At 60.8% G+C, this 18,116-nt stretch carries 21 protein-coding genes; 6 read left to right on the forward strand and 15 right to left on the reverse strand.

Annotated elements, in window-relative coordinates; genetic code table 11:
- Positions 1–59: 59 nt before the first annotated feature.
- On the reverse strand, positions 60–593 hold the full coding sequence (locus VM99_14700) for a translation initiation factor IF-3 (protein AKJ99258.1): 534 nt from the start codon (positions 591–593) through the stop codon (positions 60–62).
- Between the two features lie 17 nt (positions 594–610).
- Positions 611–2,533, reverse strand: a complete 1,923-nt coding sequence (locus VM99_14705; protein ID AKJ99259.1) for a threonyl-tRNA synthetase — start codon at positions 2,531–2,533, stop codon at positions 611–613.
- Positions 2,534–2,908: 375 nt separating this feature from the next.
- On the opposite strand from VM99_14705, the gene VM99_14710 reads away from it, so the two are divergent.
- Positions 2,909–3,211, forward strand: a complete 303-nt coding sequence (locus VM99_14710) for a hypothetical protein (protein AKJ99260.1) — start codon at positions 2,909–2,911, stop codon at positions 3,209–3,211.
- A gap of 289 nt (positions 3,212–3,500) precedes the next feature.
- Positions 3,501–3,713, forward strand: coding sequence for a DNA-binding protein (locus tag VM99_14715; protein ID AKJ99261.1), 213 nt, complete (start codon positions 3,501–3,503; stop codon positions 3,711–3,713).
- 68 nt (positions 3,714–3,781) lie between these two features.
- Here VM99_14715 and VM99_14720 read toward each other — a convergent pair whose 3' ends face one another.
- Positions 3,782–4,096, reverse strand: coding sequence for a lipoprotein (locus VM99_14720; protein AKJ99262.1), 315 nt, complete (start codon positions 4,094–4,096; stop codon positions 3,782–3,784).
- A gap of 162 nt (positions 4,097–4,258) precedes the next feature.
- The gene (locus VM99_14725) at positions 4,259–4,564 is read right to left on the reverse strand and encodes a hypothetical protein (GenBank protein ID AKJ99263.1); all 306 of its coding nucleotides are present in this window, start codon (positions 4,562–4,564) and stop codon (positions 4,259–4,261) included.
- Between the two features lie 129 nt (positions 4,565–4,693).
- Between VM99_14725 and VM99_14730 the strand changes: the two genes are divergently transcribed.
- On the forward strand, positions 4,694–4,891 hold the full coding sequence (locus tag VM99_14730) for a hypothetical protein (GenBank protein AKJ99264.1): 198 nt from the start codon (positions 4,694–4,696) through the stop codon (positions 4,889–4,891).
- A gap of 60 nt (positions 4,892–4,951) precedes the next feature.
- Here the strand turns inward: VM99_14730 and VM99_14735 are convergent, their stop codons facing one another.
- The 7 genes from VM99_14735 to VM99_14765 are packed head-to-tail and all read right to left on the reverse strand — an operon-like array spanning position 4,952 to position 11,927.
- Complete coding sequence (locus VM99_14735; GenBank protein ID AKJ99265.1) at positions 4,952–5,980, reverse strand: nucleoside hydrolase; 1,029 nt, start codon at positions 5,978–5,980, stop codon at positions 4,952–4,954.
- A 44-nt stretch (positions 5,981–6,024) separates the two neighbouring features.
- Positions 6,025–6,429, reverse strand: coding sequence for a ribose pyranase (locus VM99_14740; protein ID AKJ99266.1), 405 nt, complete (start codon positions 6,427–6,429; stop codon positions 6,025–6,027).
- Complete coding sequence (locus tag VM99_14745; protein AKJ99267.1) at positions 6,426–7,340, reverse strand: ribokinase; 915 nt, start codon at positions 7,338–7,340, stop codon at positions 6,426–6,428. Before VM99_14745 ends, VM99_14740 begins: the two co-directional genes overlap by 4 nt.
- A 23-nt stretch (positions 7,341–7,363) precedes the next feature.
- Complete coding sequence (locus VM99_14750; GenBank protein AKJ99268.1) at positions 7,364–8,383, reverse strand: LacI family transcriptional regulator; 1,020 nt, start codon at positions 8,381–8,383, stop codon at positions 7,364–7,366.
- A 3-nt stretch (positions 8,384–8,386) separates the two neighbouring features.
- Positions 8,387–9,364, reverse strand: coding sequence for an ABC transporter permease (locus tag VM99_14755; GenBank protein ID AKJ99269.1), 978 nt, complete (start codon positions 9,362–9,364; stop codon positions 8,387–8,389).
- On the reverse strand, positions 9,361–10,914 hold the full coding sequence (locus tag VM99_14760; protein ID AKJ99270.1) for a sugar ABC transporter ATPase: 1,554 nt from the start codon (positions 10,912–10,914) through the stop codon (positions 9,361–9,363). The genes VM99_14755 and VM99_14760 overlap by 4 nt, the downstream gene beginning before the upstream one ends.
- Positions 10,915–10,970: 56 nt before the next feature.
- Positions 10,971–11,927, reverse strand: coding sequence for a LacI family transcriptional regulator (locus tag VM99_14765; GenBank protein ID AKJ99271.1), 957 nt, complete (start codon positions 11,925–11,927; stop codon positions 10,971–10,973).
- A gap of 283 nt (positions 11,928–12,210) precedes the next feature.
- On the opposite strand from VM99_14765, the gene VM99_14770 reads away from it, so the two are divergent.
- The gene (locus tag VM99_14770) at positions 12,211–12,489 is read left to right on the forward strand and encodes a hypothetical protein (GenBank protein AKK01763.1); all 279 of its coding nucleotides are present in this window, start codon (positions 12,211–12,213) and stop codon (positions 12,487–12,489) included.
- Between the two features lie 5 nt (positions 12,490–12,494).
- Entirely contained in the window at positions 12,495–13,184 is a 690-nt protein-coding gene (locus VM99_14775) for a deoxyribonuclease (protein ID AKJ99272.1), read from the forward strand.
- 136 nt (positions 13,185–13,320) lie between these two features.
- Here VM99_14775 and VM99_14780 read toward each other — a convergent pair whose 3' ends face one another.
- On the reverse strand, positions 13,321–13,686 hold the full coding sequence (locus VM99_14780) for a sporulation protein (GenBank protein ID AKJ99273.1): 366 nt from the start codon (positions 13,684–13,686) through the stop codon (positions 13,321–13,323).
- A 260-nt stretch (positions 13,687–13,946) separates the two neighbouring features.
- Between VM99_14780 and VM99_14785 the strand changes: the two genes are divergently transcribed.
- On the forward strand, positions 13,947–14,141 hold the full coding sequence (locus VM99_14785) for a carbon storage regulator CsrA (protein AKJ99274.1): 195 nt from the start codon (positions 13,947–13,949) through the stop codon (positions 14,139–14,141).
- Positions 14,142–14,338: 197 nt separating this feature from the next.
- Here VM99_14785 and VM99_14790 read toward each other — a convergent pair whose 3' ends face one another.
- The 3 genes from VM99_14790 to VM99_14800 form a co-directional block, all read right to left on the reverse strand.
- Entirely contained in the window at positions 14,339–14,794 is a 456-nt protein-coding gene (locus VM99_14790; GenBank protein AKJ99275.1) for a membrane protein, read from the reverse strand.
- Positions 14,795–14,996: 202 nt separating this feature from the next.
- Positions 14,997–16,379, reverse strand: a complete 1,383-nt coding sequence (locus VM99_14795) for a cysteinyl-tRNA synthetase (protein AKJ99276.1) — start codon at positions 16,377–16,379, stop codon at positions 14,997–14,999.
- A 21-nt stretch (positions 16,380–16,400) separates the two neighbouring features.
- Positions 16,401–18,098, reverse strand: coding sequence for a glutamate--tRNA ligase (locus VM99_14800; GenBank protein AKJ99277.1), 1,698 nt, complete (start codon positions 18,096–18,098; stop codon positions 16,401–16,403).
- Positions 18,099–18,116 lie beyond the last annotated feature (18 nt).

Raw genomic sequence — 18,116 nt, forward strand, 5'->3', positions numbered from 1 at the left:
TTCGGATACTCCGCATTCAGTTGATAAACATAATCGCAAGGCCTGCCGTGCCCTGGTGATTACTTCTTCTTTTTCGGGGCGATGACCATGATCAGCTGGCGTCCTTCCATCTTAGGATGCTGTTCGACCGAACCGTACTCGAGCAGGTCTTGTTCAACCCGCTTGAGGAGTTCCATCCCCAGCTCCTGGTGGGCCATCTCACGGCCGCGGAATCGCAAGGATACCTTGGCCCTGTCCCCGTCACTCAGGAAACGTACCAGGTTGCGCAGTTTTACCTGGTAATCCCCTTCCTCCGTCCCTGGACGAAACTTGATTTCTTTTACCTGAATCTGCTTCTGGTTCTTCTTCGCCGCGGCAATCTGCTTCTTCTTCTCGAAGATCGACTTGCCGTAGTCCATCACCCGACATACCGGTGGGACTGCGTCTGCGGAAATTTCTACCAGATCAAGCTTGGCTTCTTCAGCAATTCGAAGCGCTTCATCAATCGAGACGATGCCAATCTGCTCGCCGTCAGCGCCAATTAACCGAACCTCGCGTGCCGAGATATTCTCGTTGATCGGGGCTTTCGGTGCAGCTCGTTTATCTTGTCTCATATCACGCTTAATAATAATTACTCCGAATCTGGGCGACCACGCCGGGAAACCGCTTGCGCGAGAAACTCGGCGAATTGGGCGACGGGCATCGAGCCCAGGTCAGCACCTTCACGAGTACGCACAGCGACAGTCTGCATCTCGACCTCCCGATCTCCGATAACCAAGAGAAAGGGAACCTTGAGCAAAGTATGCTCGCGGATTTTAAAGCCGATCTTTTCATTTCTCAAGTCAGACTTGGCACGAAATCCGCTTTGGTTGAGAGTTTTTTCGACCTCGGCGGCAAAATCTGCCTGTTTATCAGTGATATTCATGATCACTGCCTGGGTCGGCGCCAGCCACGCGGGGAACGCGCCCTCGTAGTGCTCGATCAGAATCCCGACGAAACGCTCGAAGGAACCGAGGATCGCGCGGTGAAGCATGACCGGGTGCTTGCGACTGTTGTCTTCGGACACGTATTCGGCGCCCAGACGGATCGGCAGGTTGAAATCGAGCTGCAAGGTACCACATTGCCACACGCGACCGAGGCAATCTTTCAGCGAGAATTCGATCTTCGGACCGTAGAAGGCCCCCTCGCCCGGCTGAAGCTCGTACGCAAGGCCCGCGCTGTCGAGGGCTGCGGCCAGTGCCGCCTCGGCGCGATCCCACAATTCGTCGGAGCCGACGCGTTTTTCCGGACGAGTGGACAGTTTCATCTCGACTTCGGTGAAGCCGAAGTCACGGTAGACGTCCATCGTCAGCTTGATGAACGCGGCGGATTCGGCCTGCATCTGCTCTTCGGTGCAGAAGATGTGCGCGTCGTCCTGGGTGAAGGCGCGCACGCGCATGATGCCGTGCAAGGCACCCGATGGCTCGTTGCGGTGGCAGGCACCGAACTCGGCCAGGCGCATCGGCAGCTCGCGGTAGCTTTTGAGCCCCTGGTTGAACACCTGCACGTGGCAAGGGCAGTTCATCGGCTTGATCGCGTAGTCGCGGTTTTCCGACTGGGTGGTGAACATGTTGTCGGCGTAGTTGGCCCAGTGCCCGGATTTTTCCCACAGGCTGCGGTCCACCACTTGCGGCGTCTTGATCTCCAGGTAGCCGTTTTCACGCTGGACCTGGCGCATGTACTGTTCGAGCACCTGGTACAGGGTCCAGCCGTTCGGGTGCCAGAACACCATGCCCGGCGACTCTTCCTGGGTGTGAAACAGGCCCAGGCGCTTGCCGATCTTGCGGTGGTCGCGTTTCTCGGCTTCCTCGATGCGCTGGATGTAGGCTGCCAGTTGCTTCTTGTCGGCCCAGGCCGTGCCATAGACGCGCTGCAATTGCTCGTTCTTGGCATCGCCACGCCAGTAGGCGCCGGACAGCTTGGTCAGCTTGAAGGATTTCAGGAAGCGGGTATTGGGCACGTGCGGGCCACGGCACATGTCGACGTATTCTTCGTGGTAGTACAGGCCCATGGCCTGCTCGTCCGGCATGTCTTCCACCAGACGCAGCTTATAGTCCTCGCCACGGGCCTTGAACACTTCGATGACTTCGGCGCGCGGGGTGACCTTCTTGATCACGTCGTAATCTTTCTCGATCAGCTGCTGCATGCGCTGTTCGATGGCGGCCATGTCTTCCGGCGTAAAGGGACGCTCGAAGGCGATGTCGTAATAGAAGCCTTCGTCGATGACCGGCCCGATGACCATCTTCGCGCTCGGGTACAGCTGCTTGACCGCATGACCGACCAGGTGCGCGCAAGAGTGGCGAATGATCTCCAGCCCCTCTTCATCCTTGGGCGTGATGATTTGCAGCGTAGCGTCGCTGTCGATGACGTCACTGGCGTCGACCAGCTTGCCGTTGACCTTGCCGGCCAGGGTGGCCTTGGCCAGGCCCGCACCGATGGATGCGGCGACCTCGGCTACGGAAACCGGGTGGTCGAATGAACGTTGACTGCCGTCGGGAAGAGTAATAGTTGGCATGGCGCCTCCTCTCCTAGTGGTGACCCCTACCAAAGGTCACGTGGGTTGGGATGAGCCAGTACAAGATCCAGTCCAGGCCATTCAATGACGAACGCCTGCCTTACAGCGGCAGGAGCCTTGCGGCCAACCGTGGAAACCGAACCAGAGTGACTGGGATTCAAATCAGGGTTAAATCGAACATTTGCCGCCACCGGGACCCGTGGTCATCCGGGGCCTTGAAAATACCCGAGCCCGGCATGCTAGCACAGATGAACGGTCATCGCCGCGCTCGAATCGCCGCCAGCGTAAATCCACGGTTTTTATGCCACAGTGCTGAACTGAAACGAGCCCAACGCCTCAGATAACAAGACATTGACCCAAAAGGAGCATCTTCGCATGCGTCTGAATACCTTGCTCGCAGCCGTCGCCCCCCTTGTCCTGCTGCTTCCGCTGTCCGCCCATGCCGACTGGCCCAAGGGCGAGCGCGACAAATACATGGCCCAGTGCACCCAAGCGGCTACACCACAGATCGGAGAAGCGGCGGCCAAATCCCATTGTGCGTGCGGCGCCGATGCGATCAAGTCCTACCCGGCCGCCGATATCCAGGCCCTGATGGACAACAAGGCACCCGAGGCCCTGCAACGCAAAGCCCTCGGTGAAATCGCCAAATGCAAGGCCCAGGCTCCGGCGAAAAAGTGAGCCAGGCAGGCTTTTGAGGTGACCCTGAATCGATAAAACCTGCCGAATCAGCCTTTTTTCCGACGATTAACGCAGGTTTTACAGCTTTTTTTATCGCCTTTACTTTCCGCTGACAGCCTTTAAAACCGGGGCTTCCAGCGTGTTCAGACGGTAAAGAAAACACGACTGATTGGCAAACAGCGCCTGCGGGGGGCTCCCAAATCGAACATTTCGACTATGATACCCAGGTGTGCCCAGTTGGCCTGAGCAGCACAGTACACTGAAAATATATGTTTCTTGGAGATACACCATGTCTAATCGCCAAACCGGCACCGTTAAATGGTTCAACGATGAAAAAGGCTTCGGCTTCATCACTCCTACAGGTGGCGGTGACGACCTGTTCGTACACTTCAAAGCTATCGAAAGCGACGGTTTCAAGAGCCTGAAAGAAGGCCAAACCGTTTCCTTCGTGGCTGAGAAAGGCCAAAAGGGTATGCAAGCTGCACAGGTTCGCGGAGAGTAATTTCTCGGCGCGCTAAAAAACCCCGTCCATGTGACGGGGTTTTTTATGGGCGGCGGTAAACCTTACGCTTAGCCGCAGTTGACTCGATTGACCACCAGCTTGGCATCGGTCGTGAGGTTCAGCCGATCGGAACGGTACTCGAGCGTCACCATGTCATTGGGCTTGAGGATGCGAGCGTTCTGCGCTCCGGCGCGCGTACGGGCCTGCTCCAGCAATTGCGGCGAGGCCTGCTTGCCAATGGCGAATTCGGCGCCTTTTGCGTCGCAGCGGCCGTTACCGGCGTCGGTGGCCACTGGATCGGGGGTCGACTCGGATGTGCTGCTGCAACCGCTCAAGAGCGCAACGACCAGCACAGTACTCAATGACGCAAGCTTCCAAGGCATGAAGCCTCCTTTCTTGATAAATAAACAGAGAACGTGCGACAGCCTAAACGGCGCTTTGGTTTCAACACCGGCCCTATCAGCCTGCCACCTGCGAAAAACCGGCAGTTTGCCTGAGGCCAACGCCTCGTTCAGCGCTCAATCGTGACTGAATATGAACGCCGCTCAGTAAACGTCGATGTAATCGAAGGGTGGATTCGGCCAGTTGTCTTTCAGCGCGTTATAGATCTGCATCACCCAGACCTCATCGCTGGCGGCGACCCGCCCCACGTAGCCGGAACCTTTCGCCCAGGTCTCGAGGCGGAACAGCAAGCCACCGATATCGGTGCCACCGACCACACCCGACGACAGGTAGGCGATGCCCTCCCGGGTCACACGCAGCTGGGTATGCTCATCATCGCTGGCTGAGGCTAGCAATTGGCGAACCGCCTCCAAGGTCAGGCCGCCTGGCGCGTTCAAATCGATCTGCACTGCAGCTCTCCCTGAAAGAATCAAAGGCCAAGTGTCGCACAGCCCTCCCCTGATGCCTAAGTCGCAGTGCCAAACCCCGGGCAAAAATGTTTAACTCAGCCCACAGCCCTCCAACGCGCGAGCATCACCATGAGCACCCTCAGCATCGAAGCCACCATCAAGGCCAAATGGTCGGAGGGCCACAGTTCCTATAGCCCGAGCAGCCCGGAAGAGCTGGCGATCATCGGCATAGAACTGTTGGTGAAGGAGTTGGGGACGGAAGTCGCCCGCGGCTTTATCCAGCAGGCATTCGAGCGCTATCCAAGCCTGATCGATGCGGTGGATTGAGGCGACATGAACAACCCGTGGGAGCCGAACGGGCCCCACAGGTCTGTTGCTTGGGACCGCTTACTTGAGCCGCGCCAGGCGCTCGGTCAGCAGGTCGAAAAAGCCCTGGGCATCACCGTTCTCGACCCAGAAGGCGTTCTTCGGCGCTTTCAGGCCATCGTACCAATCGACGATGGTCTGGCCGAACGTCGGGCCCTCGCGACTGTCGACCACGACATTGACCGAACGACCGGTGAACAGTTGTGGCTTGAGCAGGTAGGCAATCACCGTCGCATCATGCACCGGGCCGCCTGTCAGGCCGTAGTGTTCCATGTCGCCCTTGATGTATTCGTTGAGGATGTCGCCGACCAGTTTGCTGGCATTGTTGTTGACCGCCGCGATCTGCTTCAGGCGCGCTTCGCTGGTGAGCATCTTGTGGGTCACGTCCAGCGGCAGGTACGTCAGTTTCACCCCGCTCTTGGCCACCACTTCGGCCGCTTGGGGATCGGCGAACAGGTTGAACTCAGCCACCGGCGTGATGTTGCCGCCGTTGAAGTGCGCGCCGCCCATGATCACCACTTCCTTGATGCCCTGGACAATGTCGGGCTCCTGGACCAGCGCCAACGCCAGGTTGGTCTGCGGACCGAGCATGGCAATGGTGATGCTATGGGGTTTGGCGGCCTTGAGGGTGTCGATCAGGTAGTTGACGGCGTTGCCCTTGGCCAGGCCTTTCTTCGGCTCGTGCACGGTGACGCCCGACAGGCCTTCCTTGCCATGGATGTTCTCGGCGTAGATCGGCGTACGCATCAGCGGCTTCGGCGCCCCGGCATAGACCGGCACCTCTTCGCGCCCTGCCCATTCCCGCGCCAGGCGAGCGTTGCGCGAGGTCTTGTCCAGGCGCACATTGCCGGCGACGGTGGTCAGGGCGCGGATGTTCAGTTCCTCCGGCGAAGCCAGGGCGAACAACAGCGCCACCACGTCATCGGCGCCAGGATCGGTGTCGATGATCAAGTCGATTTTTTCCGCCGCGTGGGCGCTCGTAGCGGTGATCAGGGACAAAAGCAGCAGGCTCCGGAACAGGTGATGCATTTTCTGAGCATAGCGGTGCATGGCGCACTCCTTGTGCAAGGTTGAAAGAACACGACAACGACGGGTTAGAACGTGACCCCAGCGATCAGCACGATGTTGCAGTACGGAGAGCATTCTCCTGTGCGAATGATCGCCCGAGCCTGTCGGCTAAGAATCTTGAACTGCTCGTGGCTGACCATCGTCCGCGTGCCCAGCGCACCCTCGGCCTGCAGGGCATCCAGTGTCGTCAGGGCCGCGGGTTGCTTCTCGAGGATTTCTTCGGCCAGGACATGGCTTTCCACCTGCATCTCACTGAGCACCACTTTCAGGGTGCTGACAAAATCAGGAATGCCATGGGTCAACGCCAGGTCGATCAACTCGACGCCTGGCGGCACCGGCAGGCCGGCATCGCCGATCACCACTTTGTCGCCATGACCCAGCGAAGCGATCAGTCGCGACAGTGCCACATTCAACAACGGAGTCTTTTTCATGCCTTGAACGCCTGTACTTCCTGCAAGGTGGGGATAGAGGGCTGCGCGCCCGCGCGGGTGACCGACAGCGCGGCGGCAACCTGGCCGAAACGAATCGCCTCGACCTCGCTTTTGCCGCTCGCCAGGGCGGCGGCGAAACCACCGACAAAGGTATCGCCTGCCGCCGTGGTGTCCACTGCCTTGACCCGGGGCGCCGGGAAATGCTCGAAGCTGCTGCCGTTGGCGAACATCAGGCCCTGGGCCCCCAGGGTCACGATCACCTTGCCGGCGCCCGCACTCATCAACTGCGTCGCGGCGGCTTCGGCGGTGTCCAGGGAGTCCACCGCCAACCCGCTGAGGACCGCGGCTTCGCTTTCATTGGGGATGAGGTAATCGACGTAGCCGTACCAGTGGGCCGGCAACGCATGGGACGCCGGTGCCGGGTTGAGAATGACGATTTTGCCCAGTTCGCGGCCACGCTTGAGGGCGTGCCCCACGGTGGCGTCCGGCACTTCGAGCTGGCAGATGATCACATCGGCGCCTTGCAGCACCTCATCGACGCTGTCCAGCACGGCGGGAGTCAGCGCACCGTTGGCACCGGCCACGATCACGATCGCATTCTGGCTGTTGTCATCGACCACGATCAGGGCCACGCCACTGGAGCCTTCCACGACACCGACCGCCTGGCAATCGATCCCCTCGTCCAGCAGTGCTCCACGCAATTGCTGGCCGTAGGCATCGCTGCCCACGCACCCGACCATGGCCACCTGCGCGCCCAGGCGCGCGGCCGCCACCGCTTGGTTGGCGCCCTTGCCGCCGGGGATGGTGGAGAACGACTGGCCGATCAGCGTTTCACCGCCACGGGGCAGGCGCGGTGCCCGGGTGACCAGGTCCATGTTCAGGCTGCCTATTACCACTACTTTTGCTGGCATACATCAGTACTCATCAATTCGGTTCAGCGGTATTGGGCGAATGTGCCGGACAGCGGCGCAGTCGACTCTCGCAAGACAATGCTGGGCGTCACGATCCGCTGGTCAGTGGCGAGGCCCGGCGTCGCGATGCGGCGCAGCAGCACCTCGGCGGCCATTTCGCCCAGTTGCAGGATCGACTGCCCGACCGTGGTCAACGCCGGGTAGACGTAGCGGCTCATCTGGATGTCATCGAAACCGATCACCGACAATTCGCTGGGCACGCGCACGTTGCGCTCAGCGGCGGCGCGCAGCACGCCGATGCCGATCATGTCGTTGGCCGCGAAGATCGCGCTGGGCGGCTGCCGGTCAAGCAGTTCGGCGGCGGCACGGTAGCCACCGGTGCTGGTGAAATCGCTTTCAAGCATGTGTTCGACCGGCCGTTCGATCCCCGCCTCTTCCAGCGCCCGGCAGTAACCCGCCAGGCGCATCTGCGCCACACTGGTGTCGGCCGGCCCGCCGATGAAGGCGATGTCCCGGTGGCCCAGTTCCAGCAGGTGGCGGGTCGCCAGGTACGCGCCGAACTCATGATCGATGCGCACCAGGTCGGCGTCGATGCCGTCGAGCCCACGGTCGACGATCACCATGGGTGTACGCACCCCAGTTAAGCCTTCCACCAGGCCGACATCGCCGCCGGCCGAGGCGACGATCAGGCCGTCGATGCGTTTTTCCAGCAGCACCCGCAGGTAACTGCGCTGCTTGTCCGGGTTGTCGTCGGAATTGCACAGGATCACGCAGTAACCGTTGCGCTCACAGTAATCCTCGATGCCCCGGGCCAGCTCGGCGAAATAAGGGTTGAGGCTGTTGGGCACCAGCAGGCCGATGGTCGCGGTGGTCTTGGCCTTGAGCGAACGGGCCACCGCGCTGGGCACATAGTCCAGGCGCTCGATGGCCGCCTCGACCTTGCGCCGCACCTCCTCACTGACCGGCCGCGTCTTGTTCACCACGTGGGACACGGTCGTGTAGGAGATCCCCGCGAGCGCCGCCACATCCTTGATCGTTGCCATGGTTCAGCCTCGCCGACTGGCGCGATGGCTGCGGTAGGTATCGAGCACGACCGCCACCACGATCACCGCACCGGTGATGATGCGCTTGGTCGGCTCGCTGGCGCCGATCTGCGCCAGGCCTGCCGCGAGCACCGAGATGATCAGCACGCCAAAGAAGGTGCTGATGACCGAGCCACGCCCGCCCATCAGACTGGTGCCGCCGATCACCACCGCCGCGATCACCTGCAATTCGAGCCCGGAACCGGCGTTCGGGTCTGCGGCTTCCAGGCGCGAAATCTGGAACAGCGCCGCAACACCCGCAAGCAGGCCCATGAGGCTGAACACCAGAATCTTGTACGGCTTTGGATTGATGCCCGCCAGGCGCACGGCCTCTTCGTTGGTGCCGATGCCGATCAGGTAGCGACCGAACACCGTGCGGGTCAACACGGCCTGGGCAATGAAGATCACCAGCAAGGCGATGATGAACGAAGGGGAAATGCCGAAGGCAATCGGGTTGGACAGCCAGGCGAAGGAATCGCCGATGTAGGCGGTTCGCGAGCCGGTCATCTGGTACGCCAGGCCCCGGGCCATTTCCAGCACGCCGAGGGAGACGATGAACGACGGGATCCGCCATGCCACGGTAATCGAGCCGGTGACCGTGCCCGCCAGCGCCGCCACGGCCATGCCGAGCAAGGCCGACGGCCAGACGCTCCAGCCCCAGCCGAGGACGGCCACGCTGACGGTCGAGGCCGCCAGCGCCAGCACCGACCCCACCGACAGGTCGATGCCGCCGATAATCAAAATGAACGTCATGCCGACCGCCAGCACCATGAGGTCGGGAATCTGGTTAGCCAGGGTACTGAAGGTGTCGTACGACAGGAAATGGCTGCTCAGGGTCGAGAACAGCGCGACCATCGCCAGCAACGCGCCGGCCAGGCCCAGGTAAGTGCCCAGGCCATAGAAGTTGCCACTCGATTTACCGACGGCGGATACGGTTTTCATGAGAGTTCCCTAGGCGCTGCCTCGTTGAGCAACGCATCACGTTTCTGGTAGCCGGCGAACGCGGCCGCCAGCAAGTCATCCTGGGTCCAGCTGTCGCGCTCGAAGGTGTCGATCAGGCGCCCGGCGGAGAGCACGCCGATCCGGTCGCAGATCAGCATCAGCTCGCGCAGGTCACTGGACACCACGACCAGCGCCTTGCCCTGGCGAGTCAGTTCACCGAGCAACGCATAAATGTCGAACTTGGCACCCACGTCGATGCCACGGGTTGGCTCGTCGAACAGCAGCACCGAACAGTCGCGTTCGAGCCAGCGGCCGATCACCACCTTCTGTTGATTGCCGCCCGACAGCTCGGACACCAATTGCGTGGGGCTGGAACTGCGGATGCGCATGGCATCGATCTGCCGCTGCGCAAGGCTCAGCTCTGCATCGCCATTGACGACGCCGGCACTGGAAATCTCCGGCATGTTGCCCAGCGCGATGTTGGCGGCGATGGATTGAGTCAGCAACAGGCCTTCGCCCTTGCGGTCTTCGGTGATCAGCGCGATACCGTGGGCCACCGCATCGGCCGGGGAGCGAATGCTCACCGCCTTGGCTGGCGAACCCAGCGCCACGCTGCCGCTGTCGGCGGTATCGGCACCGAAGATCAACCGCAACAGCTCGGTACGCCCGGCCCCGATCAGGCCGGAGATGCCGAAGATCTCGCCGCTGCGCACTTCGAAGGACACATCGCGGACTTTGTCGGAACGGGTCAGGCCCTTGACCGTCAGCGCCGGCGCACCGATCTGGCGGGGGCCCAGGTCGATATGCTCGCCCAGCTCCCGGCCGACCATCAGGGTCACCAGTTGCTCACTGTTGTAGTTGGCCATCGGCTCGACGCAGACCAGGTTGCCGTCACGCAACACCGCGATGCGCTGGGCCACCCGTGCCAGTTCTTCGAGGCGATGGGAAATGTAGATGATCGACACGCCCCGAGCCTGCAGGCGGGTGATCTGTTCGAACAGCATCTCGACTTCCCGCGCCGTCAGCATGGCGGTCGGCTCATCGAGAATCAGCACACGGCAATCGCCGATCAGGTTGCGGGCGATCTCGACCATCTGCTGGTGGCCGATGCCCAACTCACCCACCGGCGTGTCCGGATCGATCGCATCAAGCCCCACTTGGGCCATGGCCTCGATGGCTGCCTTGCGCAATTGCTTGCGGCTGATCCAGCCACCGCAACTGGGCAAATTGTCGAGAAACAGGTTCTCCGCCACGGAAAGGGTCGGCAGCAGGTTGAGCTCCTGCATCACCATGCGTACGCCCAACTCTTCCGCCTGGGTACGGCTGCCGGGACGATAGTCCTGCCCCAGAAATTGCATCTGCCCGGTCGTCGGCGTCACCAGCCCGCCGATGATCTTGGACAAGGTGCTTTTGCCGGCGCCATTTTCACCGGTCAGCGCCAACACTTCCCCGCGCATCAACGTCAGGTCGATGCCGGTCAGTACTGGCTGGGCATAGGTTTTACCGATGCCGCTGACAGACAGGACAGCGTTCGGGTCAAAAACGGACATAAAGACTCTCCATGCGCTCGCCCGGATGGGCGAGCACCGCTACATCGCCAGGATGATTACTTCGTAACCAGCTCGACCGGCGTTTCGATCACGCCATTGGCACCGCTGTCGACTTTCTCGCCCTTGAGCATCTTCAGGGCCGTCTCGATGCCGAACACCGCCTGCTTGGCAGCGAACTGGTCGGCCGTGGCCAGGACGCGACCGTCCTTGAGCATCGGCTTGATGGCATTGATGTTGTCGTAGCCGACCACTTGGACCTTGCCCGCCTTGCCCGCCGCGCGCACGGCCGAGACGGCGCCGACCGCCATGCTGTCGTTGCCGGCCAGCAGCGCCTTGATGTCCGGGTATTCGCTGAGCATCGAAGCGGCCACCTGGTTGCCCTTGTTGATTTCCCAGTCGCCCGATTGCAGTGACACGACCTTGATCTGCGCCGCTTCCATCGCGTCCTTGAAGCCTGCGGTGCGCGCCTGGGCGTTGGTGGTGGTGGAAACACCTTCGATGATGCCGACTTCGTCACCGGCCTTGAGCTGCTTGGCCAGGTATTCACCGACCAGGCGGGCGCCCTTGCGGTTGTCCGGGCCTACGAACGGCACGTTGATGTTCTTGCTCTTGACCACGGCGGGGTCGAGTTGGTTATCGATGTTGATGACGGTGATACCGGCGTCGACGGCTTTCTTGATCACCGGCACCATCGCCTTGGAATCGGCGGGTGCGATGACCAGTGCATCGACCTTGGACACGATCATCTGCTCGACGATACGGATCTGGTTGGCTGTGTCGGTTTCATCCTTGATCCCGTTGGAGATCAACTCGAAATCGGCGGAGTGTTCCTTCTGATAGGCCTTGGCGCCGTCTTCCATGGTGAGGAAGAACTCGTTGGCCAGGGATTTCATGACCAAAGCGACCTTGGGTTTTTCAGCGGTCTGGGCAAATGCCGAGGAGAGAGGCAGCGCAGCGGATGCGGCCGCGAGCATGGCGACAGCGAGGAGACGTCCAGCGAATGGCAACTTCATGGGTTCACTCCGATCTTATGATTATTGTGGGCAAATCATTGCACGGAACGCCGCGCAAACGTTTGCGTGAAGTGAACTATGGTAAGGGTTTGCTGATTTGTCAACGTCGCGATAGGCGCGATCGAGTGCCCGGCCGAGGCCATCGGTTGAAGGTACAGCGGTCGGCTTTATCTGTCGCGTCTGCAAATAAAAATTCTCCTCCTACATCAAAACGCCAAAAGCGCTGTCAGACGATTTTCTTGAATTTTAAGTAGTTGCGTAAATGCCTACGGTTAAATACTGTATGCACGTACAGCTTAATAAGGATAATCCTGTGGCCCCGCCCTCCGCTGCAACTTCCCCTTTAGACGCCTACGCACGACTCGCCCTTCGCGTCTCGAAAATCATCAACGGTCCCACCGCTCAAAAAGCCAAGGCCGCCCTGATCTTCCGTCTTCCCGATGAGCCGGTGGATGAGTGGGAACGCCTGCTGGAAGAAATCGACGAGAACGACAACGTGACCCTCGCCTATCGCGACGATGGCGGTGTGCAGGTTTTCTGGGTTGTGCCGAAGGAAGATTGAGCGTGATGAGTGTTCGCTGTTTTGCTTTATTGCTGGCTTTCGCCGCGATGGGGGCACAGGCCGCTGCGCCGCGCACCTTCAACGAAGCCAAGAAAATCGCCTGGAAACTCTACGCGCCGCAATCCACCGAGTTCTACTGCGGCTGCAAGTACACCGGCAATCGCGTGAACCTGGCGGCTTGCGGCTACGTGCCGCGCAAGAATGCCAGCCGCGCCGCGCGCATCGAGTGGGAGCACATTGTTCCGGCGTGGCAGATCGGCCATCAGCGCCAATGCTGGCAGGAAGGCGGCCGCAAACAATGCACCCGCTACGACCCGGTCTATCAACGGGCCGAGGCCGACCTGCATAACCTGGTGCCGAGCATTGGCGAAGTGAATGGCGACCGGAACAATTTCAGCTTCGGCTGGCTGCCGGTGCAGAAGGGCCAATACGGTTCGTGCCTGACCCAGGTGGATTTCAAGGCCAAGAAGGTCATGCCCCGCCCGTCCATTCGCGGCATGATCGCCCGCACCTACTTCTACATGAGCAAGCAGTACGGCCTGCGCTTGTCGAAACAGGACAGACGCCTGTACGAAGCCTGGGACAAGACCTACCCGGTCGAAAGCTGGGAACGCCAACGCAACCAGAGTGTGGCGTGCGTCATGGGGCACGGTAACGAGTTCGTCGGGCCGGTGGACCTCAAGGCCTGCGGCTGACTCACCCGAGTGAAAACACAATCGGCTGTGGGAGCGAGCTTTCTCGCGATGGCGGTATATCAGCCAACATCAATGCTGACTGATCCGACGCTTTCGCGAGCAAGCTCGCGCCCACCGTTGATGGGGTGCTGCCCGATTATTGGGCCGTCGGGTAATCCACCACCAGGGTCTCGATGTTGCGCTTTTTCGCCCGGACCAGGGCAGCGGTGATTTTCTCCTGACCTGCTTCAGCGTCGGCCTTGGAGTTGAATGGGCCGACCAGCACTCGCTCCTTGCCATTTTCCCGCACCACGGTCGACATGAAGCTGTGCTCGATGAGCCACCCGGTCAGGTCGCTGATCGCTTGCGGGGTCTCGCCTCGAACCTCGACCGCCCATTGCGGCGCGGCAGCGGCAGCCGGCGCGGAGGTCGCGGCGGGTTTGGGCTTCGGTGCCTCGGCGTCACGCCCTTCACCACACCCAGCCAGCATCAATACCGCGATAACCCAAGCCAATTTGCGCACAACGTTTCCCCTGGAAGACATGAGGCACGGATTTTAACACTCACATCCAGCAAGAACCCCGCGAACGACGCTCAAAACACGAGAATCCTGCCCGACGTCTCTGTATAGTCGCACCCTGGGAATTCACTCTGGGAATTAATGCTGCGTCTGCACGTCAGAAAGAGGCACCCACGTTGTGACACTTAGCACTAATCTATAAGCAGTACCGACATCTGCACTGTCTGAATCAGGTGCCCTATAAAGCAATCAAGGAGAACACCATGCTGATACTCACCCGCAAAGTCGGTGAAAGCATAAACATTGGTGACGACATCACGATCACCATTCTGGGCGTTAGCGGCCAACAAGTCCGGATCGGCATCAACGCCCCGAAAAACGTCGCGGTACACCGCGAAGAGATCTACCAACGTATTCAGGCAGGCCTCACCGCCCCCGACAAGCCGCAAACGCCCTGAGCCTTGCAGCAGTCCGTAGCCAGCCCGTTTGCATCGCCGCAATGGCTGGCTAAAGATTCCGGCCGATCGAGCCTTACCCCGATCCACCCCGCCTCTTGATTGTCGTCCAGCCCGTGAACCGATACTAATGGCATGGCTCGTAGCCTGGCTGTCAGACGTTTCGTTTTAATGGCGGTGAAGCAGGCGCGCGTGGCAGCTCAGCCCAGGCTCACACCCCGCGCCATGCCGGTGGCCGCCACCACCATCAAGACCAGCAGCAAGGCTTCGATGTGGCTGACCCGGGCAAACCGGCCAGCCCGTGACGGATCGACAGCCATGCCCTTGCCCAAGGCTATGCGCCATTTGACCAGGGCGATCATTGGCGCGATTTCCAGCAACAGGATCAGCAGCAACAGCGTCATCTTCAGGTGAAACAGCGGTTGATGCAGGTAGTAGTCCGAGCCTTTTTCGAACCCCGCGAACGCCCGCATCCCCCCGGTCACCAACAGCACCAGCGCCGACACGCCCCACACGTTATCCGCCACCAGCACGTTGCGAACCGCGTCCGCGCCATCCGCCACGCGCCGCAGTGCCGTGCCGCGCGTCAGCACCGCCCAGAAGCCAAGGGCGAAGGCCAGGAGATGAATTGCCGCGAGAGACCAATGAGCCAACATGAGAGAGGCGCCTGTCAGTGAACGTCGGGTCGACCTGACAGTACTAGCTCATAAAACAATGATTGCCAGGGTTGGCATGCAAAAAAACTGTGGGAGCGGGCTTGCTCGCGAATGCGGCGTATCAGTCAACAAATCACTCACTGATACAGCGCATTCGCGAGCAAGCCCGCTCCCACAGGGGTATTGCGAACGCTAAAAGATTCTAGTCGGCCAGACGCCAGGTCGTGCCGCCCTTCCCGTCTTCCAGCACCACGCCCATGGCGGTGAGCTGATCGCGGATACGGTCGGATTCGGCCCAGTCCTTGTTGGCCCGCGCGGTCAGGCGCGCCTGGATCAATGCCTCGACCTCGGCGGCGTCCACGCGGCCTTCGGCACCGGCCTGGAGGAAGTCATCCGCCTCGAGCTGCAACACCCCCAGCACATTGGCCAGTTCCTTCAGGCGTGCCGCCAGGCCCGCCGCCGCATTGAGATCACTCTCGCGCAGGCGGTTGATCTCACGCACCATTTCAAACAGCACCGCGCAGGCTTCCGGCGTGCCGAAGTCGTCGTTCATCACTTCGGTAAACCGCGCCACGTAGGCTTCGCCACCGGCGGCAGGCACGCTCGGCAGGCCTTTCAACGCATGGTAGAAACGCTCCAGGGCGCCCTTGGCGTCCTTGAGGTTGTCTTCCGAATAGTTGATGGCGCTGCGGTAGTGACTGGACACCAGCAGGTAACGCACGACCTCGGGGTGGTACTTGTCGAGCACGTCGCGGATGGTGAAGAAGTTGTTCAAGGACTTGGACATCTTCTCGCCGTTGATCCGGATCATGCCGCAATGCATCCACGCGTTGGCGTAGGTCTTGCCGGAAGCCGCTTCGCTCTGGGCGATCTCGTTCTCGTGGTGCGGGAACTCCAGGTCGCTGCCGCCGCCATGGATATCGAAGGTCTCGCCCAGGCAGCAGGTGGACATCACCGAGCACTCGATGTGCCAGCCCGGACGCCCGGCGCCCCACGGCGATTCCCAGCTCGGCTCACCCGGCTTGGCGGCTTTCCACAGCACGAAATCCAGCGGGTCTTCTTTCGACTCGCCGACCTCGATGCGTGCGCCGATGCGCAGGTCTTCGATTTTCTTGCGCGACAACTTGCCGTAGCCCATGAACTTGGCAACGCGGTAATACACGTCGCCATTGCCCGCTGCGTAGGCATAGCCCTTGTCGATCAGGGTCTGGATCATCGCCAGCATGCCGGGAATGTGATCCGTGGCACGAGGCTCCAGGTCCGGCTTGAGAATATTGAGGCGCGCCTCGTCCTCGTGCATGGCCTCGATCATGCGGGCGGTCAACGCATCGTAGGGCTCGCCGTTCTCGCGGGCCCGATTGATGATCTTGTCTTCGATGTCGGTGATGTTGCGCACATAGGTCAGGTCATAACCGCTGTAGCGCAGCCAGCGGGTTACCAGGTCGAAGGCGACCATGCTGCGGCCATGCCCAAGGTGGCAGTAGTCGTACACGGTCATCCCGCAGACGTACATGCGCACCTTGTTGCCATCCAGCGGCTTGAAGACTTCTTTGCTCTTGGTGAGCGTGTTGTAGATCGTTAGCACAGGGTTTCCCTTAAGACTTGATCACTGACCCCAGGAATCACGCAAGGTCACGGTACGGTTGAAGACCGGACGACCGGGTTTTGAGTCCTTGATATCCGCGCAGAAGTAACCTTCGCGCTCGAACTGGAAACGGTCTTCCGGCTGTGCGTTGCCCAACGATGGCTCGGCACGACAACCGGTAAGTACTTGCAGGGAGTCAGGGTTGATGTTGTCCAGGAAGCTGGCGCTGTCTTCGGCCTTCTCCGGGTTCGGTGAACGGAACAGGCGATCGTACAGGCGCACTTCGCACTCGACGCTGGCGGCAGCCGGCACCCAGTGGATCACGCCCTTGACCTTGCGCCCTTCCGGGTTCTTGCCCAGGGTGTCCGGGTCGTAGGAGCAGCGCAGCTCGACGATGTTGCCATCGGCATCCTTGATGGCTTCGTCGGCGCGGATCACGTAGCTGCCGCGCAGGCGCACTTCACCGGCCGGTTCCAGGCGCTTGTAGCCCTTTGGCGGCTCTTCCATGAAGTCGTCGCGGTCGATGTAGATCTCCCGGGCGAACGGCAGGACGCGCACGCCCATGTCCTCTTTCGGATGGCACGGCAGCTCGAGGTTCTCGACCTGGCCTTCCGGGTAGTTGGTGATCACCACCTTCAGCGGACGCAGCACGCACATGGCGCGCGGGGCGCTGTGGTCGAGGTCGTCACGGATGCTGAACTCCAGCATGCCGAAGTCCACCACGCCGTCGGAACGGTTGGTGCCGACCATCTCGCAGAAGTTGCGGATCGATTTCGGCGTGTAGCCACGACGCCGGAAGCCCGACAGCGTCGACATGCGCGGGTCGTCCCAGCCGTTGACGTGCTTCTCGTCCACCAGTTGCTTGAGCTTGCGCTTGCTGGTGATGGTGTAGTTCAGGTTCAGGCGGCTGAACTCGTACTGGCGCGGGTTGGCCGGCACGGGCAGGTGCTCGAGGAACCACTCGTACAGCGGACGATGGCTTTCGAATTCCAGGGTGCAGATCGAATGGGTAATGCCTTCGATGGCGTCCGACTGGCCGTGGGTGAAGTCATAGTTGGGGTAGATGCACCACTTGTCACCGGTCTGGTGGTGATGGGCGTGGCGGATGCGATACATGATCGGGTCGCGCAGGTTCATGTTCGGCGAGGCCATGTCGATCTTGGCGCGCAACACCCGCGCACCGTCCGGGAACTCACCGGCGCGCATGCGGGCGAACAGGTCGAGGTTCTCTTCCACGCTGCGGTCACGGAACGGGCTGTTCTTGCCCGGCTCGGTCAGACTGCCACGGTATTCCTTGGCCTGCTCGGGGGTCAGGTCGCAGACATAGGCGTTGCCGGCCTTGATCAGTTCCACCGCCCAGTCGTGCAGTTGGTCGAAATACTGCGAGGCATAGCGCACTTCACCGGACCATTGGAAGCCCAGCCACTTGACGTCGCTTTCGATCGCGTCGATGTATTCCTGGTCTTCCTTGGCCGGGTTGGTGTCGTCGAAACGCAGGTGCGTGACGCCACCGAACTCCTCGGCCAGGCCAAAGTTCACGCAGATCGACTTGGCATGGCCGATGTGCAGGTAGCCGTTGGGTTCCGGCGGGAAACGGGTGACGATCTGTGTGTGCTTACCCGAATCCAGGTCCGCCTGGATGATCGGGCGCAGGAAATTGACCGGCACGGCCGGGCCGGTCTTGGAATTCGAGGTAGGGTCGACAGTGGGCTTGCTCATAGGATCCTTGAACAGACA

It is taken from the genome of Pseudomonas chlororaphis, from assembly GCA_001023535.1.
GTDB classification, from domain to species: Bacteria; Pseudomonadota; Gammaproteobacteria; order Pseudomonadales; family Pseudomonadaceae; genus Aquipseudomonas; species Aquipseudomonas chlororaphis_E.